This is a genomic window from Deinococcus yavapaiensis KR-236 (assembly GCF_003217515.1).
Lineage (GTDB): Bacteria > Deinococcota > Deinococci > Deinococcales > Deinococcaceae > Deinococcus_A > Deinococcus_A yavapaiensis.
The window spans coordinates 196,833-219,155 of record NZ_QJSX01000007.1 but is presented as its reverse complement, the minus strand read 5'-3'; the positions used below and the strand labels follow the sequence as shown (position 1 = coordinate 219,155).

Sequence of the window (22,323 nt, the reverse complement as noted above, 5' to 3'; positions counted from 1 at the left end):
GTTCTTTTCGGCGAGGGCACAACTCCACTAGAACACCCTCTCAGGGTCGCGGTGGATGCATTAGCCTATCAAGAGGGCAGACTCCACCATCGGGAGGTCGAGATCATCGGAGACGATCAACAGATCAGCAAGCGACTCAGAGGGTTGCTCGCCATGCGTGCCGGTCTCGCCGTTGGCCTTTGGGGGGAGCCCGGCGTCGGCAAGACCCATCTGGCCCAGTCTCTGCTCAGCACCACGCCCTGTCCTTCGCTGAGTGTCCAGGCCAGCAACGCGCTCGAGCAGGTCGCGCTGGCCCTTCCCCCTTTGAAACGACCCGGCAGTTGGCTGGCCCGCTCCATTGAACGCTTGGGCAGCCGGGAAGCCCTCACCGGAAGCCAACTCGTCGAAGTTCTCGCCGCGCAGCTTGCCCATGGAGCTCCACTCATTGTGCATGTCGAGGACTTGCACGCCGCCTCGCCCGAGCAGCGGCAGCTGTGGCAGCAGGTGGCTGCCCGCGTGAAGCGCACCAAGGGCGCCGGACTGTTGGTGACCAGCAGAACACCGCTGCCCGAGGAGTTCGAGTCCATCCGAGTTCAGCCGCTGAGCCGCGCCGCTTCGGATGCGCTGCTCGAAGCGGAGGTGAGGGCGGAGTTGCCCGTGGAGGCACGCGCCTGGATTTACGAGCAGGCCGGCGGGAATCCACTGTTCACACTCGAATTCTTTCGGTTCCTGGCTCGGCAGGGCTTGCTCTGGAATGACGGTCGGCGTTGGCACTGGCGGGTGCCCGAGCAGCGCGTCGTGCCGGCCACGGTCGAAGCTTTGATCGAAGAGGTCATCGCCGGGGCGACCGAATCGTCCTCGCTGAAGACCGTCTTGCAAGCCAAGGCGATCCTCGGGCGAGACGTTGCGGCGTCGCGTTTGGCAGAGGTGGTCGGGTCGAGCCTGGATGAACTTCGAGACGCCACCGAGCACCTGACGCGGGCCGGACTTCTCCTTCACGGTGAGTTCGTTCATCCCTTGTATGCCGAAGTCATGGCGCGGGGAGTGCCCGCGCAGCAACGTCAGTTCCTCGGTCGCCGAGCCATCGCGGCTTATCAAGACGATCCTCAGCAAGCAGCCCGTTTTGTGAAAGACGCCGCGCTCGAGCCTGGTCACGCCCTGAACCTGCTCAAGCAGGCCGCGCAGGCCCGAGGAGGAACGCAGGCCAACCGGTGGTTGGTCGAGGCGGTCGACTACGCCAGCGGTTCGGAGCAGGCCGCTCTGGCACTTGAAGCGGCGACCGCCTTGAAGGGAAGCGATTTGCCAACCGCGATTCGGTTGGGTGAACTGGCGCTGGAACTCAATCCCCATGACGTTCCGACGATCGACTTGCTGGCTGGCATCTTCGCGAGCCGCAAAGAGCAAGACAAGCTTGACCGGGTGCTGGCCCAGCTTCCGGAAAGCGAACACGGAGAGCGCGGCTTGTGGCGGCAAATTCGCCTCAGCAGTATCGTCGGTGATGACGAGGCGGTCGTCGATTTGGTGCGGCAGCATCCTTCGCTGCTCGGCGCCAGTCCAGAAACGTGCTATGACATCGCCTGGTCGCTGCTCAACGTGGGGCGCGTCGAGGAGGCCGAGCAGTTCGCGCGCCGCGCGCAGCAGCATCCCGCCCTGACGGACCGAATCCGCGGAGCTTTGATCTACTTGCAGGGCATCATTCATGCCTCTGGCGCGGACAACAAGAACGCCGAGATTTGTTTTCGCCAATCTCTGGCCATCTTCCGAACGCTCGAGCTCACCCACAACGTGGTGACCGGTCTGCACGCTCACGCGGTGGTCTTGCAAGACTTGGGCGAGTACGGTGAGTCGCTGGCAGAGCTTCAGGAAGCGGCGGCGTTGAGTCTTCAGCGCGGTCACATTGTCCAGTTCGCCGAAGCCAATCTCGCGATTGCCGATCATCTGGTTTGGCAAGGTGAGTATGAGCAGGCCGAAAGCCTTTATCTGGACAGCTTGGGTGTCTTGGAACGGCGAAAGCCTCATGGATTTCTGATCGACTGTTTGAATGCCCTGGCCGAATTGCATTTGACGCTGGAAACCGCCCTTCACGTCACCCTGGCCCGGAAGTACGCTTCCGAGGCGCTGCAAGTCTCCAAGGCGTTGAATCATTCGGGAGGCGCCGCTTCGGCCACTCGGGCGTTGGCGGTGACGCTGCTTCTCGACCGTCAGCTGAGCAGGGCGTGGGAACGCGCCGATGAAGCCATGAAGATGGCCACGTCCAGTGGGCGACCTCGGCAACTCCGGGCGGCTTATCAAGTCAAGGCCCGAATCGCGCGGGCCCTTGGGCATCAGGACCTGGCTCGGCAGAGTCTGGAGGAGGCCGAGCGCTTGGCGGCGGAAATCGCCGAGCCGCTTCCACTGCACGTCATTCAGCTGGAACGCTGCGCCCTGGATCGTGATCTCGAAGGCGCCCGAACCCACGCCGAATGGTTCGAGCAGCGTGGATTGAAGCACGGCGTCTTTCTCGCCCATCGTTATTTTCCGGAGCTGGCGGGGGGAACGACGAGTGGCGGAGCGGTTCCGGCCGCCTCGACCGCCGCGTTTCACATCGAGGTGCTCGGTCCGATGCGGTTGACGGTGGGCCCGCAAACGTTCCCCGTGCGGGGACGCAAACGTCAGGAATTGCTGGCCACGTTGCTCGAAGCGCGGCTGTCGGGCCGCCTCGAGGTGGCCCGCTTGAGCTTGACCGAGTCGCTCTACGCGGATCAAACCGAGCTGCAGGCGGGGAAGCTCCTCGCGGATCTGGTCTACCAGGTGCGCGAGCAACTCGGCGCGGGGCTGATCACCACGACGGTCGATGGTTACGCGCTCGGAGCGGCCGTGTCGAGCGACGCGGAGGTTTTCCTCGCGCACGGCGACACCCGCTTATGGCGCGGCGCGGCGTTCAGCGGTCTCTCTCTGGAGAGCCGCTCGGAGGCCGCGCGTGAGGCCCTGCTTCTGGCGTTGCAGCACCGCCTCGAGGCGCAGTTGACGAACGATCCGGCCGAGGTCGTCCGGGCGGCCCAGTTGCTGCTCGACGCCGACCCGTACGACTTGAAGGCGCTGGAGCTCAGCTTGCGGGCGCAGGGCATCTTGGGCAAACCCAAGGGCCAGAAGCGGACGTATGAATGGGCGCGCTCCCGGTTGTTGGAGGTCGGCGAACGCCTCCCGGAGACGTGGGCTGATTTCCTTGCTCGTTCGGACGCCGAGCGCACGCCGACCTGAGAATCCGATTCGCTTCCGATCCAGCCTCCCCCAAACTGCGTGGCAGAAGGGAGGTTGAATCATCTTGTGAAACGTGTTGGCGAAGACGCTGCCGTCCGGACACCCCTTCACTACCGGCTGTGCTCGCGCTGTGGGCGCGCCGTGCCGCTCAGTTCCACGGAGCATTACTGCATCAACGACGGGACTTGGCTCATGGAGGTCTGTCCGCTGTGCCGCGCGCCGATCTTCAGTCCCTACACCCGCTACTGCGCGGCTTGCGGCGAGCCTCTGCTGCAGTCGCATGAAGGGGCGCCATGACTGCCGATTAGGTTCTCCACCTCGCGTCACCGAAGAGTAGGCCCGCACGCCGGCCGAACTCCGGACGTTCCACCTCCCTGGCGCTTCCCTCGTCCCGCCGCCGTCGATCGGTGCTTTCACCCTCTGCACTTGCGGCTTCGCCGCATTGCCTGCACTCCAGGAGGAATCCATGAACCTGACCTTGCTCAACTCCACGACCGTCCGCAGCCTGCTGCTCACCGCGCCACTCCTGACTTTGGCCACGGCGTCGGCTCAGTCAGCCTCGCGCCTGCCGTATGGACCGAACACGTGCCAAGCCGGTTACGTGTGGCGCCTGGCCATTCCAACCGACTTGGTCTGCGTGGCGCCACAAGTCCGGGCCCAGGTGGCTGCCGACAATCGCCAGGCGCCTCTGCGCCACCTTCCGGGGTCCCTCTCCTGCCGTCAAGGGTACGTGTGGCGAGAAGCGTATCAAGGCGATACCGTGTGCGTCTTGCCCGCGACGCGTCAGCAGGCCAAAGCGGACAACGCCCAGGCGCAGGCACGCCGAGTCCTTTCCTCCGGGCCGGACACGTGCATCGGGGGGTACGTGTGGCGCGAGACGGTTCCGGGCGATCACGTCTGCGTGACTCCCGCCGTTCGGCGTCAAGTGCTTTTGGACAATAGCCGGGCCGCCGCTCGTCAGCAGCCCAACAGCATCGCCTGTCTTTCAGGCTATGTCTGGCGCGACGCGTATGACGGTGACGCCGTGTGCGTCTTGCCCGCGACGCGCGATCAGGCGCACGCCGACAACGCTCTGGCGGATTCCAGGCGCATTCGGTGATGCCGAAATGGTGCGGGCGCCGTGCTGCCTGCCGACCCTGGTCGCACCGCCGCCCGCCCGCGTTGAGGTGAAATTGCAGTTCCCCACTGGCCCCACGTGCGAGACCAGGTCTGGAGGCACATGGCCACAAAGCCTCGTCGGTCGCGTGGGGTTTGCGGTTCGGAGGTAAGGTATGGCGGTACGAATGAAGTCGGGAGTCGCCGGTGCGCTCGCGTTGGGCATGACAGGGATTGCGCTCGCGGCGAGCGGGTACAGCGTGATCGTCAATGGCCAGACGATGCCCAAACCGGCGGTGGTCATCGGTGGCGAAACGTACGTGCCGTTGTCCGCCTTGAAGAAGCTGGGAATTACCGGCACGCTCAAGGGCAACGCGCTGACGCTGAGTCAGGGAGGCGGGGTGCCGTCGGGGACGGCCGCCGGTGGGGCGAATCAGCTTCCGGCGCTCGAAGGCTGCCTGAACGAGACTCTCTTCAACGGAATTTGGCGCGTCAAGGTGACGTCGCTCGAAGCGGTGCGTGCGGCCGAGCTCGCGAATTCGGATACTTCCGGCTGGGCCGTCACGCTCGAGATGCGCAATGGAGCTCGGAGGGCGACGTCGCTGATGAACACCGGCTTTGGCGCGGCGAGTGGAGCGAGCCAGCCTGCCCTGGTGTTGCCCGACGGCAACACCTTGGCCGTCGACGAGGACGATTTTCTGAAGCCCTGGAGCAAGGAGGTGCTGCAAGGTGGCGTCATGACCTTCAAGCTTCGCTTCTCGTTTCCGAAGGGAACGACCGAGGCGCAAGCGAAAGCCTTGAAGCCCACGAAGTTCATCCTCCAGGTGAATCCGCGCCTTCCAGCGGATCTGGGCCTCAGCTACAGCGTGTCGGATCCGAGCTTTCGCGTCCGACTCACCTGCCGGAAGTAAAAAGGTCGCGGTAAGCGGCTTGAAGCCGTTGTCGATGCGAGCGTCTTCGTTGAAGTTGCGCGAGCGGGTGTCAAGGCGTACGACGAGGTGCGTCAAGTGGTCGCCGGTCCGTAGAGTGACGCGATGCCGAGCGTACCCGACCGACGGGCGACCGCTTTCCCAAAGCGGTCATCGCCTCCTCTTGGGGCCGTCTCATCACGCGGCACCCTTCGAAGTGGTTAAGTCCATGATCGAGAGCGGCGCCTCGAGCGCGCCCAAGGAGATCAGCATGGACATCGTCGACGCTCAAGTGCACTTCAACTTACTGGGCAGCTTGGAGGCGGGGATGACCGCCATGGACGCCGTGGGCGTGAAGGCCGTTCTGTACGACGAGTACTGGGGATTCGACGAGCGATCGCGCATCCTGCCCGGGTACGAGTTACCGAACGGCGCGTTTCGGCACGTCTTTCCCCTCGCCGAAGAGGCGGCGTTGCGCTTCCCGGAGCGTTTCGCGTACCTCGTGCGCTTCGATCGACGTGACCCGGACCTCGAAGAGCTCATCGCCACCATCGGGAGGATGCCGCAACGTAAAGCCTTGCGGGTCGTGCCGTGGACGGAGGAAGGCTTCTCGCAATTCGCGCAGGGTGCGGACGAACCGGTGTTCGCGGCGGCCGAGAAGTACGGCGTGCCGGTGTTCGTGCTGCTGCCCGGCCGTACTCGCCTCTTGCGGCCGTACCTGCGCAAGTTCCCGAACGTGAAGGTCATCGTCGACCATTGCGGGGTGCGTCTTCCCTTGGGCGCGCCGCCTGCCGAGCGGTTCGCGGACTTCGAGGACGTCTTGGCCTTGGCGGAATTTCCGAACGTGTCGGTGAAATGGAGTCACGCGCCACGCTTGTCCAGCGAAGGGTATCCGTACCGAGACGTTCTCGGCATGCTGCTGCGCGTGGTGGAGGCGTTCACGCCGCGGCGGGTGATGTGGGGAAGCGATCACACGCAAAGCAAGGACCACCACTCTTGGGCGGAGGCCCTGCACTACATTCGCGATACCGGCGAGTTGTCCGGCGAGGAGAAAGCCTGGATTCTGGGTCGCAGCGTCCGCACCACCTTGAACTGGCCCGCACCCGCGCGGTGACAGGAGTCGGTACAAAACAACGAGGAGAGGCTTGCGGCGTCCGAACGGGCGTCTTGCCAAGTCGCTCAAGGCGAGACGTTGGGCCAACGGTCTTGAATTATCCAGAGCGCCAGAACGCTCTTCAACGAGCGTCAACCAACGCCAAGCCAAGAAGATCGCCAGCAGCCCTTTACGCACCTTGTAGAGCGAGGTGAGCTGCTGAACGCTTCTTCCTTGCTCGTCGCGCTTTCTCGCTCCCTGAAGTCCCCGCTCGCCCTTCAGCGTGACCGTCCGACAAGCTGAAGCATGACTCCATCCGCTCTCCTCATACCGGATCGCTCGGATCTTGACCGCCAGATTGGCCACTTTGGCGTTCGACATGGCGTTCCCGGCCCCGGCTAGGCCGTGACCGACCTCGACGTCGGCGCGAGCGGGCGACGTCACGTTGAGCGCGACGAGCCTCTCAGGGTGCACGACCGCTTGCATGAAACCTATCACCTCGACCCTGCTCGCCACCCTCGTTCCCGACGTTCTCTTTTGGGACACCCGCATCGCTGACGTGAAGGCGTTCACGACGCGTACCGTGACGTGGCCCTCACGCACTTACTGATCGCGCTGTCATCTCTCGTACGGGCGGGGATACGGAGCAGTACGTGATGTGGGCGAGGAAATACTCCGAGGTGGACGTGCCGCTCGCCGCCGTGCGTGCGGTCCCATGACGGCATGTGGCGCGGACGATGATCAGCGGGCTGGGCGACGTTTTCCCGGACAGCCGACGTCGAGTGGTGAATCAATCTCGCTGCACGGACTCGCGGTACGAACCTCGTCTGCCTATGCTGAATGAGGAGGTTCCTTCATGAACACACCCATCACCGACGTGCGTCAGCTCACGCCCGATCTGCTCGAGAACTTCACGCATCATGTTCTCGAGCAGATGCGCGCGCTCCGTGTGCCTGGAGTCGCCATCGGTCTTCACACGCCCTGGGAGACGTACGAGCTGTGCCTCGGTGTGACGAGCGTCGATCATCCTCTTCCCGTCACCGCCGACACGCTCTTCCAGATCGGCAGTACCACCAAGACCGTCACGGCGACGATCCTGATGCGTCTCGTCGAAGCGGGCCAAGTGCACTTGGACGAGCACGTCCGAACGTACCTGCCCGACCTTCGGTTGCAGTCTGAGGACGTTGCTGCGCGTGTCACGGTGAGGCAACTGCTCAACCACACGGCGGGTTGGGTCGGAGATTACTTTGAAAACACAGGAAACGGTGATGACGCCCTCACGCGCATCGTCGCGAATCTGGCGGATCAGGAGCAAATCACGCCGCTCGGGGAGGTGTGGTCGTACAACAACGCCGCGTTCTACGTCGCGGGGCGTGTCATCGAAGTCGTGACGGGCATGACGTACGAGCAGGCCGCGCGGCGCTTCGTCCTCGATCCGCTTAGCCTGGACGCGTCGTTCTTCTTTCAAGATGACGTGATGACGAGATCATTCGCCGTGGGACACATCGTGAAAGGTGACCGTGCGGTCGTCGCTCGCCCATGGGGGTTGCCGCGCAGCGCGAATCCTGCCGGTGGTCTCGCGAGCAGCGTTCGGGATCAGTTGGCGTACGCACGGTTTCACATGGGAGATGGAACGGCCCCGTCCGGGGAGCGTCTCCTGTCTCCGGAGTCGATGCGGGTTCTGCAGACGCCGACCGTACGGGCGTCCGGGGGGCGTCACATGGCCGTTTCGTGGTTCGTGCGCGACGTGAACGGTGTGCGGTTCCTATCGCACGGCGGAGCTACGAACGGGCAGATGTCCGCGTTCGTGCTCGCTCCGGACCTCGGCTTCGCCTTCACGAGCCTGACGAATGCGGACCTCGGGGAGGTCTTGAATAAGAGCGTGCAACAGTGGGTATGGGAGCACCTCCTTGGCATTCAAGAGGAGGAACCGATCTTCTTGGACGTCGACGAGAACACCGTGAGTGACGTGGTCGGTCGTTACCTGATGGCTGGAACGTTCGGGGGTGGCGTGACGGTGTCACGAAACGGGCCGGAGTTGCTGGTGGAGTTCATTCCCGAGGATTACGGTGACCTGTCCGACACGGCACCCGATCCACTTCCGCCTTTTCCGGCGCGATTCTGCGGGCAGGACGAACTCGTCGCGACCGACGGGATGTTCAAAGGCGCACGGGTGGACATCCTGCGCGACGCGAACGGACAAGTGACGTGGCTTCGGTTGGGACGCGTGATGAAACGTCAGGACGCCTGAGCGTTCCCGTTCAGTTCATCGAGAGCTTCAACAGATGCAGTTTGGAAAGCGCGCACGACTATTCGAAGCCAAGGGCATCGTCCTTAAAGGGTGGGGATGGCCTCCGAAATGGGGTTGTGCACGGGCTTGTCGTGAAGGTCCTGCTTGCCTTGCTTCGGTGTGCGGTTGCTCGCCGTACGTGGATCGAGTTGTCATTTGCAGCATGGGTGAACTGACCGCAGGTTGCTCGAGTCGGTAAGGGTGCGAGCATGAATTCCACTCGCCGCAATTATGTTATAAATGAATTTAAAGTGAGGTTTACGCTGTCGTCCTTTCTCGATCAACTGACCGCAGATGCCGCCCTGGCCCTCGCGCCCGACGGCGGCAGCGCCAAAGCTGCCCAGAAACTCGCTCGACCCACGCAATGGCCGACCCTCGCACGAGAAGGCGACGTGCTGTGGGGAGAATGCCAAGGCAGCGGCGCACATCCCTACCTCGTCGGCGTGGACGCCAGAAGCGCCGAACTCGCCAGCAAATGCAGTTGCCCCAGCCGCAAATTCCCCTGTAAGCACGCCCTGGGCCTGCTTTTGCTGCACGTTGCCCAGTCCGGCGCGTGGCAACGCGCCACCCCGCCGTCCGACCTCGCCAAATGGCTGGAAGGCCGAACGGCCCGCGCCGAGAAGGCCGCGCAGCTTCCCAGCGACGTGGAAACCGATCCGGCCGAGCGCGCCAAAGCCCGCGCGAAAGCTCAAGCGGGCGGCGACCGCAAGAAGACCGCGGGCCTCGAAGACCTCGAATTGTGGCTGAGCGACCTCGTACGCGAAGGCCTGCAAGCCGCTCGCGCCCGCCCGTACGGCGACTGGGACCGGCAAGCGGCGCGCCTCGTCGACGCTCAACTTCCAGGGGTGGCGAGGCACGTTCGCCAGATTCCCGACTTGCTGCACGACGAGACCGGCGAAGCGCTCACCGCGCACCTCGGGCGGCTGTGGCTGCTCACGCAAGCTTGGCGACACCGAACCACCTTCAGTGAACTCGAACGCGCCGACCTCCTGAGCGCCCTCGGCGCGCCCCTCGACCGCGCGAGCATCCCGCCCGCCGCGCCGCGCACGTGGCGAACCCTCGGGTTCGTGCAAGAAGAAGAAGGCAAACTTCACGTTCGCCGCACCTGGCTGCTCGGAGACGAGCGAGAAGTGGCCTTGCTGCTCGACTTCGCGCCGACCGGACAAGCCCTGCCGCCACCCCCGCCCGCCCGCCCGTTCCAAGCCGCCGTGGCCTACGCGCCCTCGGCGTACGCGCAACGAGCCATCCTGCAAGGCGACGTGACGGCGGCCACCACACCCCTGCCCCTCCCAAGCGGTACCCTCACCGACCTGCAAAGCCGCTTCGCGGCCGCCTTGGCGCTCAATCCCTGGCTGGAACGAATCGGCGCCTTCGTCGGCCCGGCGTACCTGAACCTCGACCCGCCGCAACTGTGCGACGCGGACGGCCACGCCGTTCCCCTCGGCGCGCGCGTCGAGGAGGCCGACGTGTGGACCATGCTCGCCCACGCCGAGACCCTCCCGCAAACGTACTTCGGTGAATGGGACGGGCGCAGCTTCACACCCGTGGGCACCGTCGCTGCCGACACGCAGGCGACGCCCGACCCGCGAGCAGCACAAGGAGCCTCGTGAGCGGCGACTTGCGCGAGTTGGCTGCGGTCGCCACGCGCGGCACGAGCCGCGCCGACCTGCCCGCGCCCACCGGACCGTTGGCGGCAGCGTTGACGGCCGTTCCCGGCGACACGCCCGAAGCGCTGCTGCTGGGCCGCGCCGCCTTGCTGGGCTTGCACGCCCGCGCGGGCGCTTCCTTGGGCCGCGCCGCGGCGCTCCCACCCACGCCGCTTCCACCACCCGAGCGTCCCTTGCCAGCGGACTTGGCGGCCTTGCTGCCGGCGCTGCTGCGCGCCGACCCGGCGTTGATCGCCGAGGCGCTGCGCACCGTGGCCGCGCGCGGCTGGACGCTGAACGCCGCGCACATCCTGGCCGTGCACGGCCAGAACGCCAACCTCGCGCACGCCCTGTGGACGCTGGCGGACGCGCGCGCACGCGTCACGCTGGACGCGCATTCCCTGCACAAGCAGGCGCGCAAAGCCGAGGAGGACGCCACGTGGGCCGCTTCCCTCCGAGCGCTCGGCGAGCGGCGCGCCACGAACCCCGAGGCCGCCGCGCGCGAGTTGCAAGCCCAGTGGGCGGAACAACCCGCCGAGCGACGCAAGGAACTGCTGACCCTCGTGCGCCGCGACCTGCGCCAAGAAGACCGCGCGTTGCTGGAAGCCGCGACGCGCGACCGTTCGCCGGACCTGCAAAAGCAAGCGCGTCAACTCCTCGGGCACCTTCCCGGCCCTCTGCAAGACGAGTTGCTGCGCTTGCTGCCTCAAGCGGTGAAGGTGAGCGGCTTCCTGAAACAGAAGATCACCTTCGGCGCCTTCGACTTGCCTGCCGCGCTCGGCAAACCGCGCGCCGGGCAGTACGACGACAGCGACTTGCACCGCCTGCTCGGCGCGCTGCCCACCCCGCTCGTCTTGACCACGCTGAACGTCCGCTGGGACGACCTGCACCACGCCCTTCGAAGTCACCACTGGTCCCTCGCGCAAGAACTCCAAGCGCCGCAATCGCCCGCCCCGCCTCCACTCGACGTCGACACCGCCCGCGCGCGCGTGCGCGACCTCGCCGGGCAACCCAGCGTGACGGCAGAGAAACTCCTCGACGCCGTGCGAGCGCTGGCCGCGTCCACCGACCTCTCGGCGGAACCTCCCGCGTTGCAAGCCGCCTTGGCGACGCGAACGCTGAACGTCATCCAGATCGCGGGCCTGACGCCCTCGGCGCGCGAACTCACGCGCTTGCTGCGCCTCACCTTGTCACCGGACGTGACGATTCCCCCGCCCACGCCGAGGGCATTCGAACTGCCGCCCCGCCCGAAGCAGCTTCCCACGTGGCAAACGCCCGCCGCGTGGGAAGAGCGCCAACGTCAAGAGCACGCCCAGAAGGAGACGTCCGCCGTTCAAGCGTACGCCGACCTCGTCGACACCTGGCGGGTGCGGCGCGCGTGGCGCGCCGCCCTGGCCGCCCACCCGACCTCCTGACCTTCCCGCCTTCCAAGGAGCTTTTCATGACCAGCGCCCCTGAAGTCCTGCGCCAGCACGCCGAGCAAGCGTACGCTCACGAACTCGCCGCCCTCGCCGAGGACGACCGGCATCCTCGCCCTCCGAAGTGGAAGCTCAGTCCGCGCGCCGTCTTGACGTACTTGATGGGCGGGCATGTCGGCGGCGTGGAGATCACGCCGAAGTACGTCGGTGAAACGCGCTTGATGGAGATCGCCGTCGCGACCCTCGCCACCGACCGCGCGTTGCTGCTCATCGGCGTGCCCGGCACCGCCAAAAGCTGGGTGAGCGAGCACCTCGCCGCCGCCATCTCCGGGGACAGCACCCTGCTCGTACAAGGAACGGCGGGCACCGACGAGAACGCCATTCGGTACGGCTGGAATTACGCGCGACTGCTCGCCGAAGGACCGAGCGAAGCGGCCCTCGTGGAAAGTCCCGTCATGCACGCCATGCGCGAAGGGAAGATCGCGCGCCTCGAAGAGTTGACGCGCGTGCAAAGCGACGTGCAAGACACCCTCATCACCATCCTCTCGGAAAAGACGCTGCCCGTTCCGGAGCTCAACAGCGAGGTGCAAGCGGTGCGCGGCTTCAACCTCATCGCGACCGCCAACAACCGCGACAAAGGCGTCAACGACCTTTCGAGCGCCCTCAAACGCCGCTTCAACACCGTCATCCTGCCCGTGCCGGACAGCTTGGAAGACGAACTGCAAATCGTGACGCGCCGCGTGGAATCGCTGGGCCGCAGCCTCGGTCTGCCCGAGCTGCCCCCGGCGCTCGACGAGATTCGGCGCGTCGTGACGGTCTTTCGCGAGTTGCGCGCGGGCGTCACGGAGGACGGCAAGATCAAACTCAAGACGCCGAGCGGCAGCCTCAGCGTCGCCGAGGCCATCAGCGTCGTCACGAACGGCTTGACGCTCGCCGCTCACTTCGGAGACGGAGCGATGAACAGCCGCGACGTCGCCGCGAGCGTCATCGGCGCTGTCATCAAAGACCCGGTGCAGGACCAAGTCGTGTGGAACGAGTACTTGGAGACGGCCGTCAAGAAGCGGTCGGGCTGGAAGGACTTCTACGCGGCGTGCCGGGAAGTGAGCTGAAGGTGGAGCGCCACGTGCAGACGAAGAGGAAGCACTTCGGTGACGAGGTGAAGAAAGAAGGCTCCTCGGCTCGGAGCGTCCGAGTTTCATGCTGACCCTTTACCCTATTCGTCACCACGGCCCCGGGTCGGCGCGCAGCGTCGCGCGGGCGCTGGAGGCCAATCCACCTGCCACGCTGCTCGTCGAGGGACCCGTGGACGCCGATGGGTTGCTGCCGTTCTTGCATGACGCGGCGCTCACGCCGCCCGTCGCGGTCATGGCGCACGTGCAAGGGCGCCCCGAACGCTCCGTGTTCTACCCGCTCGCCGAGTTCAGCCCGGAGTTCGTGGCGATTCGTTGGGCGCTCGCGCGCGGCGTGAACGTCGCCTTCATGGACGTGCCGGCCGCCGTGACCCTCGCTTCGACCGAAGAAGCAGAAGGGGCACGGGCGGAGGTAGACGTGGACGCCGCATCGACGTCGATCGAACCTGCGGACGCGGTGCGCGCCGATCCGCTCGCGCTGCTCGCGCGAGCGGCGGGTTACAGCGACTTCGAACGCTGGTGGGACGCCCTCGTGGAGTCTCGAGGTGAAGGCGAAGCGGTCTTCTCCGCCATCGCCGACGTCATGACGGCCGTGCGCGAAGGCGACGAGCACCACACGTCCGAGCGCGACCTCGTGCGGGAAGCGCACATGCGCCACACCATTCGCGGAGCCCTCAAGCGGGGCAGCGTCGCCGTCGTGTGCGGCGCGTGGCACGCGCCCGCGTTGACGCAGGACGTGCTGACGCGCGAAGCGAAAGCGGACGTGGCGCGCCTCAAGAACCTGGCGAAGGCGAAGGTGGCCCTCACCATCACTCCGTGGACGCACGGGCGACTCACGCAAGCGAGCGGGTACGGCGCGGGCGTCACGTCGCCCGGTTGGTACGCGCATTTGTTCGGCGCGTCCGAACAGGTCAGCGAGCGCTGGTTGACGCGCTCGGCCCGCTTGCTGCGCGCGCACGGACTGGACGCGTCGAGCGCTCAAGTCATCGACGCGGTGCGCCTCGCCGAAGCCCTCGCAACTTTGCGAGGGCGGAGCCTGGCGGGCCTCGACGAGCTGACGGACGCGACGCGCGCGGTGTTCGCGTGGGATTCGGATACGCCGCTGCGCCTCTTGACCGACGAGTTGTTCGTCGGCGAAGTGCTCGGCAGCGTGCCCTCCGGCGTGCCCGCCGTGCCGCTCGAACAAGACCTCGCGGCCACGCTGACGCGGCTGCGCCTCAAGCGTGAAGCGGTGAGGCGCGAACAAGTCCTCGATTTGCGCGAGGACGTCGGCTTGAGTCGTTCGCAACTCTTCCACCGTTTGAACGTGCTCGGCGTGCCGTGGGCGAAAGCGGCGGCCAGTCGAGGCGCGGGCACCTTCAAGGAAACCTGGACGCTTCGCTGGGAACCGGAGTTCAGCGTGCGCGTCGTCGAGGCGAGCCGTCACGGCAACACCCTCGTGCGCGCCGCGAACACGGCGGTCGCGTCGAAAGCGCGGCAAGCCCCGGACCTCGCGGCGCTCTCCGAGTTGCTGGAAGTGGCGCGGCTGAGCGGACTGCCGAGCGCCGCCGCGTTCACGCTCGCTCGACTCAACGCGCGCGCCGCCGAGGCGGACACGGCCGCGCTGCTCGAATCGCTGCCGTCACTCGCGCGCCTCGCTCGGTACGGAGACGTGCGGCAACGTGACGGTGACGACTTGCGGCCGGTGTTTCGCACGCTCGTGGCGCGCGCCGCCGCCGGACTGCCGAACGCGGCGCACGGCTTGAACGGCGAAGCCGCGGAAGCCTTGCACGCTCAGATCGCGCAGGCCGACGCGGCCGTGCGCCTCCTCGACGACGCGGAAGCGAGCGCCGAATGGACTCGGGCGCTTCACGCCCTCGACGCGGAGGGAAACGCGCCGCTCTTGCGGGGCGACGCCGTGAACCGCCTACGCGACCGAGGAGAGCTGAACGCCGAGCACGTTCAAGCTCGACTCGAGTTGGCGCTCGCCAAAGGCGCGCCGCCGCTGGACGTGGCAGCTTGGCTGGTGGGCTTCATCGGGGAGGACGGCTCGACGCTGCGCCACGACCCGACGGTCTTGGCGCTCTTGGACGCCTGGGTGGTGATGCTCGACGCGGACGCGTTCACCGACGTGCTGCCTTCCTTGCGGCGCGCCCTGTCGCGCTTGGAGCCGCACGCCCGCAAAAGGTTGGGAGAGGAACTGCGTGGCTTGGAACGCACGAAGGAAGCGACTGAAATCAACGACCTCTTGGGAGCCGAGGTGGTACCGATCGTGCTGCGAATGCTGGGCGTGACGTCGCCCGTGGGAGGCGCGCCATGACGGACGTGACTCCGGAGAACTCGACGCCCGAATTGGAGCGCTTGCGTCGCTGGCGGCTGCTGCTGGGCGGCGAAACGGCGAGCGGTGAAAGCGCGGACGGCACCGGCTGCACGTTGGGCGAGCACGACCGCCGCTTGGACGCGACGTTGGCTTCGCTGTACGACGGCGCGCCCTTCACGATGCGAACGGACAAGCCGCAGAAGGTCCGCAAGTCGCACCGCAACGTCGGCTTCGGCAAGAGCGCTCCGGCGGTGGCCGCGTGGCTGGGAGAAGTGCGCGAGCTTTTTCCGCAGTCGGCGGTGCAAGTCATGCAAGCCGACGCGGTGGAGCGCCTCAACCTCAAGACGCTGCTGCTCGAACCGGAGCTCATGGAGCACTTGCAGCCGGACGTGCACATGGCCGCCACCCTTCTCAGCCTCAAAGACGCCATGCCCGACCAAGCCAAGGCGCTCGCGCGGCAAGTCGTGGCGCGGGTGGTGGACGACTTGCAAGCGCGCCTGGCCGAACCGCTGCGCAGCGCCGTGACGGGCAGCTTGAACCGCTCGCAGCGCAACGCGCGCCCGCGTCACAACGAAGTGGACTGGGGCCGCACGCTGCTGAAGAACTTACGCACCTACGATCCGGAGCGCCGCAGCGTGATTCCCGAGCGGCTCGTCGGCTACAGCCGCGCACGGCGGCAACTCAAAGCGGTCACGTTGTGCGTGGACCAGTCGGGCAGCATGGCGTCGAGCGTCGTGTACGCGGGCATCTTCGGCGCGGTCCTGGCGAGCCTTCCGGCGTTGAAGACGAACGTCGTCGTGTACGACACGACGGTCGTGGATCTCACCGAGCACCTCGCCGACCCGGTGGACGTCTTGTTCGGCGTGCAACTCGGCGGTGGCAACGACACGCCCCTCGCCTTGCGGTACTGCCGCGGCTTGCTGACGAATCCCGAGGAGCACACCTTCGTCTTGATTTCCGATTTGTACGAAGGAGCGGGCAGCGCCGAGATGATCCGGCGCCTCGGCGAATTCCGCGAGATGGGCGCGCGCGTCATCGTGCTGCTGGCCCTCGACGATGACGGCACGCCAAGTTACGACCACGACAACGCCGCTCGCCTCGCCGCGCTGGGCATCCCGGTCTTCGCGTGCACGCCGGACTTCTTCCCGGAGTTGATGGCGGCGTCGCTGCAAGGCGCGGACATCGGCACCCTTGCGGCCGCGCGCGGCATCGTCACGGCGCGCGCCAAAGCGGAGGCGACAACCGGAACTTGAGGAGCCCGCCCGTTGCGAGGCCGCGACTTCCACCGCCGGAGTAGTGTGCCTCCAGCCATAAAGAAAGCGTCGGGGCGGCCACGAAAACCGCGCACTCGTGGCCGCCAGACGCTCCTCAAGATGGCTCTGTCGTTCTCGGGAATCTGCTACTCGCGCGTGTGTTCGTCGGGCTCGGGAAAGGGGCGGTGAGCTGCTCAGATGCGGAGGGCTCCTCGTAGACGACGAGAAGTTGAGCCGGACTCAGCAACCCGCCATCTGCTTCTTGGTGTCGGCCAGTTTTTCCGTTGCTTGCCCATGATGTCCCCGCCGTGTGCCGAACCCCTGCAAGTGAGCGGGTGATTTTGGAAGGATTTCCGGGAGCATGACCGGGCGTGAAACGAGTCCTCGGGCGTGCTGATCGTCAGCGATTGACCGGAGGCTGTATTCCCGCCTGCGGGTAGCGCGCCACTTCCTCCACGTGGTAGCGCAAGTTGAAATCCCTCTGCGTGTCCGAGTCGCCATTGCGAGCGGACGTGTCATCGTGCGCTCCCAGACCAAAGTTCGAGGATGACGTGTACGTCCGGTTCAACGTGCCGATTCGGTCGTTGCCGTCCAGCAAGCACTGCAAGTCGGCCAGCGAGGCGTCATTCCGCTCGGCCTCCGCTTCCGAGTCGCTGAAGCGGTCGTCACAGTCATCTTCCCAGCCAGTCGTCTGCACGCTCCACGAACCGTTCTCCGGCACGATGAACGTCGTCGACTGCCGGATCTGAATCGTGTCGCCGTCATCCACGTCCCCCAGCCCACGCACCTCGAACCACGTGCTGCCCGCCCGGACCCAGAAGTTCCACTCTCCCGACGCGAGAGGATCATGGTCCTCGTTGATCTTCAGACTGTCGAACGTGACCCGCAACTGCCGGAACCGGGGAGGGCCGCTCCCCTGGCGAAGGTCCCCCAGAGGGAGAGCCGGGCGCCGAGCGACTTCCTGCCAGCCCACCGCGAGCACCGCTCCGAAGCGGAGGTTCGGGTCCGGGTTGCCCAGCGCGAGCGGGTACACCACGTGCACGCGAGTGGGGTTGTTCGCTGGCTGGGGCGTGAGGATGGGGCGCGGGCCGCCGAAGGGAAGGGACAGGACCTCGGCGCGCAACTCGTTGCGGCGCAGGGGCGTGTCGACAAACGGTTTGGGAGGCAGGGGAACGTCGAACTCGTAATTCTGCGTGGCGACCGGCGAGCGGTAATACCCGCTGCGTCCGTGCACGTACACGTACGTCCGGTTCGTGAGGGCGGGCATGGTCTGGCCGGGGAACAAGGTGGGTTCGAGGCGCGTGAACGCCACGGCTTTCGGCGGGTGAATCTCCGTGCGGTAAGGTGGGTGACCGCAGTCGAAGATCCAGCGGCCCATCAGCCAGACGCGGTCCCCGGCCACCGGCCAGAACTGCGGCGGGAAATACCGAGTCTCCCACTCCATCTCCATCTGACGCTGGCCATCCTCGACGGGATTGGCGTCGCTGTGCAGCCCTTGGTAGGAGGGGTCGAGCACGACGTCGAAGTTCCAGTCGTGGCTGGTGTGATTTGCGGGGTTGTCCTCGTGCGTGACCTTGCTCAGGGTGACGGTGCCCTCCGCGACTCGGGGCCGATCGCTGGCTTCCACGCTCACCCATTGCGGATCGATGCGGGCGAGGGTGCCGGTGCGGCACCCGCGGGCGAGCGCGCCGGTGTTGTTCACCAGCGGAACGGGCTGGGAGTGGGTGACGCCCGCCACAGTGAGCGCCAGGGCCAGAGCGAGAAGCGCGCGGCTGATCGACTTCTTCTGCATAAGAGCCTCCACGGGTCGCGGTAAGACAGAGGCAAAGGTGAGGAGCGGGAGAACAGGCTGACACCCTTCGCGGGCTCGACGGTGTGGCCGTGCTCAGCTGGCCAGCAGGCCTTCGCTGGCTCCACGGCCTCCTCACATCAAAATGTCCTGGTCGACGCTGAATACGTTCTGCGGGTCATCCCGGCCTTGACCCGTGCGAGCCGCTCGTGGTGGTCGCGCTCCAGTGCCCGGACGCGGTCTTGTTCCTCGTCCATCGTCGAGTTGACGGACGCACCCCGGCGAATGGGGCTGCAGCATTTCCCAGGTGTGCATCACCCGGTTCTTGAGGGCGTCGGCGTTCCCTGGCCGGAGGTCGCCCCCGTCGTGGACGTCGAAGTTCGCGTCACGGCCACTCCAGGCCACGGCGTCCTGACACAGAGCGTGCGGCGGCGTCACGGAGTGTCCGTGGCAGGTGACTTGGAGCGTCTCGAAAAGCCGAACCTCGAGTTCCAGCATAGGCCCTGTTCTCCCGGCTGCCATGAGCCTGGCTCATCCATACTGTACTCCCTGCGGACGACGCCCCGGTGACGCAGCACTTCTCCAGCAGATGCGCGTGCGTCCTCTCGCGCTGCCTGCCCTTCGGGCCTCCCTGTCAGGAACGTAGACGCGACTGAAGTCGACTTCACACACTGCCGGTGAGCTCACTTCTGGCAATCCAGCCGCACCCGGAAGCTGGGGGTAGGCGTGGTGTAGGCGACCTTGCCCGCGATCAGGTAGCCCGCCGTCAGGCGTGCCGGGTTGAGCTGAATCGTCAGCTTGGCCGGACGAGGCACGCTGCTGGCGGGTGCCCGGGTGTCCTGCACGTGGAAGCGCAACTGGTAGGTCACGCCGCTGGCCTGGGCCAGTTCCTTGTAGATGAAGCCCTCCTCGGCCGTCCGTTCCTCGAACGTCAAGGTGTTGCCGTTCGGCAGCGACAAGTCGATGTTCTCCAACCCCGTGTCGTGCAAGTTCGTCTTGGTCGTCGTGCCGTTCCTGAGTTCGACGGTGACGCCCCAGCCGGGCCCGAGCCCGACGTCGGGCCCGATGGCCTCCACCTTCCTCACCGTCATCCGCCAGACGCCGTTGAAGAGCGTCTCGCCGACGCAGCCTTCCAGCGAGGCGCGCTGATTGGCTCCACCGGGCGCGATTGCCGCGGCGTTCTGTGCTCCCAGCGTGAGGGTACTGCCCTTCAGACTCGAACTCACGCCCAGCAGCTTCAGGGCCGTGAGCGGCACGTAGGTCTTGCCGCCGATCACGATGGCCTGATCGGGGGCCACCTGCCCGTTCACGATCACGCTGTAGGTCGGACTTGCCGCGAGGGCGACGGTGCCGAGCAAGGCGGGGACGAGCAGGGCGGAGACAAGCAGGGTGATCTTTTTCATGGGGACTCCCGGCGCTTCTTTGGATGAGGGCGGCAAGGTGGGCGAGGATGGCGGGCGCTACGACCGAGCTCAGGAAGGCGCCGAGCGTCGGCGTCCCATGGTCGATCTGCTGGTCGAGGCGGGTGAGCGGAAATACGCGGTCAGCACGGGAAGGTCACGGGAAGCAGGGCCAGCGCCTTGGTGGTCGTCACCTCCTCGCGAGGAGCGAGCGCAGGCGTGGAGTTAGCGCGGCAGTTCGCACAGCGAGAGGCTGGGGCCACGGCCGAGCACCACCGAAGCGAGCACCCGCCGGCCGTCCTTGCTGAGCACGAACGCCTCCAGCCCTCCGAGCGGCGTGAAGTCCGCGACCGTCGTTTGTTTCCAGCCTGCCGCGTGGACCGCGGCCTTGAAATGGGCGAGCGCCACGGAGGGCTGAACCTTGAGGGCGGTCGTCCAGTACAACAGCTCATAACGGCGGCACGGGCCCAACGTCCAAGAGAGGGCGCCCTTGTTCATCTGGGCGATCTCGGCCACGTAGCCGGCGCCGCTGGTCAAGCGCCGCGGGGCATCGGAAAGGGGCAATCCCAGCAGCGTGGAACGGGACGCGGGTTCGGAAGGAGCCTGCTGAGCGACGGCTTCACCCGTCCAGACGCTCAGCAACAAGGCAGTCAGCCAACGAGACAATGGGGCAGCGGACATGGGTCTCCTTCGGGAGGCAGGGAAGCGCGGTCGAACACCCGCGCTTCCCTGCGGGATGGTTTCGGCGCAGGCTATTGGAAGTGCCCGGCACACCAAGCGGCCGAGTCACGCCAGCCGCCGGCGCGAACTGCCCAGTGGGCGGGGGCAAAGCTGCTTCCGGTGGAGGCGCGGATCGTCAGGGTGTTCAGTTGCTGATCGTTCCAGGCCGCGCCAATATCGGTTTTGCCGTCACCGTTGAAATCGCCCGCGATCCATTTGACGGCCGCTCCCTGAATCCAACCGCCGTCGCGCGTACTCCAAGCCGAAGCGCCCTGAAAGGCCCTGCCGTTCGACAACGTGACGTCGGTGGAGTTGTTGCCGAGGTCATTCCACAGCCGCGCCACGTCGGCACGACCATCACCGTTGAAATCGCCCGCGACAAAGGCGGCGGTGTCCGTCCAGCGGCCCGCGTCGGTCAGCCAGTGAGCGGCGACAAAACTTCTGCCGGTCGAGGCGCGGACGGTCAGGGTGGTGCGGCCACCGTTGTTCCAGGCGGCGCCGATGTCACTTTTGCCGTCACCGTCGAAGTCTCCGGCGAACCACTTCACCGTCTCCGCCCAACCACCGTCACGGTCGCTCCACTGCGTCCAACCTGTGAATTTCTGGCCGTCCGACAAGAAGACCGCGATGGAGACCTTGCCGGCGTTGTTCCACACGCCGGCCACGTCGGTTTTGCCGTCGCCGTTGAAGTCACCCGGCAAGTAGATGGTGGTGTCGATCCAGCCTCCCGCTTCGATCAGCCAGTGCGCTTGACGAAGAGCGCTGCCAGTGGACAGCCGCATCGTGAGGGTGGCGTGACCGCCGTTGTTCCACGCCGCTCCGATGTCGCTTTTGCCGTCGGCGTTGAAATCACCGGCGAACCACTTCACCGAGTCGCCCCACCCGCCGTCACGTGAACTCAGCACGGCGCGGTCGGTGAACTTCGTTCCTGACGATGGAAAGAGGGCGATGGAAGCTTGGTTGCTGCCGTCGTTCCAAGCCCAGGCGACCGAGGCGGTCTGCCGAGTGAGGGCCGAAGCGCAGGTGTTTCGTGCCGCGAGGTTCGGAAAGCGGACGCCGTACACGGCCTGCACTCCTTGAATGTCGATGTCGGTGAGGTTGCCGGTCATATTGCCGTCGCGGTTGCAGTAATTCATGATTGAATCGCGGTCGTAAGCGGTGAGGGACGTCGAATTCGGTTCGTTGCCTGGACTGGCGCAACGAGCCGGTCCTTCAGGGTTGCCGGGGGTGTCCTGCTCGTGAACGAATCCCAGCACGTGGCCGAACTCGTGAACGCCGACGTACTCGACGCGTCCCCGATTCGCGCTGCCGTCAGGGTTGAACGACAGCGAGACGCCCGGATCGTTGTCGTTGGCGCTGCTGAGGGCGTCCATGCCCAGCCGCGCCGAGCCTCCGGCTCCCGCGTTCGCGGTGCCTTGCGCCGTGATGCGCACCCGCACCTGTTTCACCGTGGCACTGCCGCCGATGCCGCCCGTCGGGCAGGCTCCCCAACCGGTGAAGTTGACCTTGGCGTGCCACTGCCAAGTGCTGATGACGGCCGCTTGCACGATGGCCTTTTCACGGGCGTAGCCTGGTGTTTCCCAGCACACCGGCACGGTGTTGCCATTCTGGGTCCAGAGGCGCACGTTCTTGACGGTCAGCGGCTGCGAGTGGCTGCCGACGCGTTCTTGCGCGGAGGCAAGTCCGGCGCACAGCAAGACGATCAAGCTTGATTTCAGGGAAGTCGAACGGTTCACGGTTCCTCCTGGGACGTGGGTTGAGAGGACCTGGACGTCAAGGCCGAGCCGTTCTCGGCCAGCGGCGCGCCGCAGCGCGGACAGAAGCGGGCGTAAGGCGAGGCGATGGGCGCGCCGCACCGAGGGCACGCTTCGAGCAGTCGCACGCCGTCGTTGACGCAGTACCGTTCGCCCGAGGTGGCGGGAACGGCCCGCAGGCAGCGTGGGCACAGGCGGTAGGCCAACCTTTCGTCGCTCTTCGCCGCGTTCTTCCCCTTCCCGTCTTCCACAGGCGCCGCCTCCTTCACGCTCACTGTGAAGGCGACGCTGTGAGACGCCCGTCAGACG

General features: G+C 66.1%; 17 protein-coding genes. 12 read left to right on the top strand and 5 right to left on the bottom strand.

Features of this window, described 5'->3' with window-relative positions; translation table 11 throughout:
- Window positions 1-51 precede the first annotated feature (51 nt).
- The 12 genes from DES52_RS10800 to DES52_RS10750 all read left to right on the top strand — a co-directional run bounded on the left by DES52_RS10800 (window position 52) and on the right by DES52_RS10750 (window position 16,351).
- Window positions 52-3,219 (top strand): ATP-binding protein, encoded by a 3,168-nt coding sequence (locus DES52_RS10800; RefSeq protein ID WP_146237263.1) that lies wholly within the window; start codon window positions 52-54, stop codon window positions 3,217-3,219.
- Window positions 3,220-3,258: 39 nt separating this feature from the next.
- Complete coding sequence (locus DES52_RS23720; RefSeq protein WP_425451121.1) at window positions 3,259-3,516, top strand: double zinc ribbon domain-containing protein; 258 nt, start codon at window positions 3,259-3,261, stop codon at window positions 3,514-3,516.
- Between the two features lie 169 nt (window positions 3,517-3,685).
- On the top strand, window positions 3,686-4,318 hold the full coding sequence (locus DES52_RS23275) for a hypothetical protein (RefSeq protein WP_211317904.1): 633 nt from the start codon (window positions 3,686-3,688) through the stop codon (window positions 4,316-4,318).
- A 172-nt stretch (window positions 4,319-4,490) separates the two neighbouring features.
- Window positions 4,491-5,225: a hypothetical protein gene (locus DES52_RS10785; RefSeq protein ID WP_110886820.1), complete on the top strand. Its 735-nt coding sequence runs from the start codon at window positions 4,491-4,493 to the stop codon at window positions 5,223-5,225.
- Between the two features lie 268 nt (window positions 5,226-5,493).
- Window positions 5,494-6,336 (top strand): amidohydrolase family protein, encoded by an 843-nt coding sequence (locus DES52_RS10780; protein WP_110886848.1) that lies wholly within the window; start codon window positions 5,494-5,496, stop codon window positions 6,334-6,336.
- 463 nt (window positions 6,337-6,799) lie between these two features.
- Window positions 6,800-6,925: a hypothetical protein gene (locus DES52_RS23585; RefSeq protein ID WP_281268568.1), complete on the top strand. Its 126-nt coding sequence runs from the start codon at window positions 6,800-6,802 to the stop codon at window positions 6,923-6,925.
- Between the two features lie 246 nt (window positions 6,926-7,171).
- Window positions 7,172-8,566 (top strand): serine hydrolase domain-containing protein, encoded by a 1,395-nt coding sequence (locus tag DES52_RS10775; RefSeq protein WP_110886819.1) that lies wholly within the window; start codon window positions 7,172-7,174, stop codon window positions 8,564-8,566.
- A gap of 290 nt (window positions 8,567-8,856) precedes the next feature.
- Window positions 8,857-10,215, top strand: a complete 1,359-nt coding sequence (locus DES52_RS10770; protein WP_245900909.1) for an SWIM zinc finger family protein — start codon at window positions 8,857-8,859, stop codon at window positions 10,213-10,215.
- Window positions 10,212-11,666, top strand: a complete 1,455-nt coding sequence (locus DES52_RS10765) for a DUF5691 domain-containing protein (protein ID WP_110886817.1) — start codon at window positions 10,212-10,214, stop codon at window positions 11,664-11,666. The genes DES52_RS10770 and DES52_RS10765 overlap by 4 nt, the downstream gene beginning before the upstream one ends.
- A gap of 26 nt (window positions 11,667-11,692) precedes the next feature.
- Window positions 11,693-12,778 carry an ATP-binding protein gene (locus DES52_RS10760; RefSeq protein WP_110886816.1) on the top strand — a complete coding sequence of 362 codons (1,086 nt, stop codon included), beginning with the start codon at window positions 11,693-11,695 and terminating at the stop codon, window positions 12,776-12,778.
- Window positions 12,779-12,866: 88 nt separating this feature from the next.
- The gene (locus DES52_RS10755; RefSeq protein WP_110886815.1) at window positions 12,867-15,098 is read left to right on the top strand and encodes a DUF5682 family protein; all 2,232 of its coding nucleotides are present in this window, start codon (window positions 12,867-12,869) and stop codon (window positions 15,096-15,098) included.
- The gene (locus DES52_RS10750) at window positions 15,095-16,351 is read left to right on the top strand and encodes a VWA domain-containing protein (RefSeq protein ID WP_110886814.1); all 1,257 of its coding nucleotides are present in this window, start codon (window positions 15,095-15,097) and stop codon (window positions 16,349-16,351) included. Before DES52_RS10755 ends, DES52_RS10750 begins: the two co-directional genes overlap by 4 nt.
- Before the next feature lie 400 nt (window positions 16,352-16,751).
- Here the strand turns inward: DES52_RS10750 and DES52_RS10745 are convergent, their stop codons facing one another.
- The 5 genes from DES52_RS10745 to DES52_RS10720 form a co-directional block, all read right to left on the bottom strand.
- Complete coding sequence (locus tag DES52_RS10745) at window positions 16,752-18,143, bottom strand: hypothetical protein (protein WP_110886813.1); 1,392 nt, start codon at window positions 18,141-18,143, stop codon at window positions 16,752-16,754.
- Window positions 18,144-18,823: 680 nt separating this feature from the next.
- Complete coding sequence (locus tag DES52_RS10735; protein WP_245900908.1) at window positions 18,824-19,543, bottom strand: hypothetical protein; 720 nt, start codon at window positions 19,541-19,543, stop codon at window positions 18,824-18,826.
- Between the two features lie 222 nt (window positions 19,544-19,765).
- Window positions 19,766-20,221, bottom strand: coding sequence for a hypothetical protein (locus tag DES52_RS10730; protein ID WP_146237262.1), 456 nt, complete (start codon window positions 20,219-20,221; stop codon window positions 19,766-19,768).
- Between the two features lie 71 nt (window positions 20,222-20,292).
- The gene (locus tag DES52_RS10725; RefSeq protein WP_245900906.1) at window positions 20,293-21,996 is read right to left on the bottom strand and encodes an FG-GAP-like repeat-containing protein; all 1,704 of its coding nucleotides are present in this window, start codon (window positions 21,994-21,996) and stop codon (window positions 20,293-20,295) included.
- Window positions 21,993-22,265, bottom strand: coding sequence for a zinc ribbon domain-containing protein (locus DES52_RS10720; protein WP_170131008.1), 273 nt, complete (start codon window positions 22,263-22,265; stop codon window positions 21,993-21,995). Before DES52_RS10720 ends, DES52_RS10725 begins: the two co-directional genes overlap by 4 nt.
- Window positions 22,266-22,323 lie beyond the last annotated feature (58 nt).

What these genes read in the sequence shown, in the direction of transcription:
- DES52_RS23275 (WP_211317904.1), top strand. Translation starts at nt 3,686, where the DNA reads ATGAACCTGACCTTGCTCAACTCCACGACCGTCCGCAGCCTGCTGCTC.
- DES52_RS10785 (WP_110886820.1), top strand. Translation starts at nt 4,491, where the DNA reads ATGGCGGTACGAATGAAGTCGGGAGTCGCCGGTGCGCTCGCGTTGGGC.
- DES52_RS10780 (WP_110886848.1), top strand. Translation starts at nt 5,494, where the DNA reads ATGGACATCGTCGACGCTCAAGTGCACTTCAACTTACTGGGCAGCTTG.
- DES52_RS23585 (WP_281268568.1), top strand. Translation starts at nt 6,800, where the DNA reads ATGAAACCTATCACCTCGACCCTGCTCGCCACCCTCGTTCCCGACGTT.
- DES52_RS10775 (WP_110886819.1), top strand. Translation starts at nt 7,172, where the DNA reads ATGAACACACCCATCACCGACGTGCGTCAGCTCACGCCCGATCTGCTC.
- DES52_RS10760 (WP_110886816.1), top strand. Translation starts at nt 11,693, where the DNA reads ATGACCAGCGCCCCTGAAGTCCTGCGCCAGCACGCCGAGCAAGCGTAC.
- DES52_RS10755 (WP_110886815.1), top strand. Translation starts at nt 12,867, where the DNA reads ATGCTGACCCTTTACCCTATTCGTCACCACGGCCCCGGGTCGGCGCGC.
- DES52_RS10750 (WP_110886814.1), top strand. Translation starts at nt 15,095, where the DNA reads ATGACGGACGTGACTCCGGAGAACTCGACGCCCGAATTGGAGCGCTTG.
- DES52_RS10745 (WP_110886813.1), bottom strand. Translation starts at nt 18,143, where the DNA reads ATGCAGAAGAAGTCGATCAGCCGCGCGCTTCTCGCTCTGGCCCTGGCG.
- DES52_RS10735 (WP_245900908.1), bottom strand. Translation starts at nt 19,543, where the DNA reads ATGAAAAAGATCACCCTGCTTGTCTCCGCCCTGCTCGTCCCCGCCTTG.
- DES52_RS10730 (WP_146237262.1), bottom strand. Translation starts at nt 20,221, where the DNA reads ATGTCCGCTGCCCCATTGTCTCGTTGGCTGACTGCCTTGTTGCTGAGC.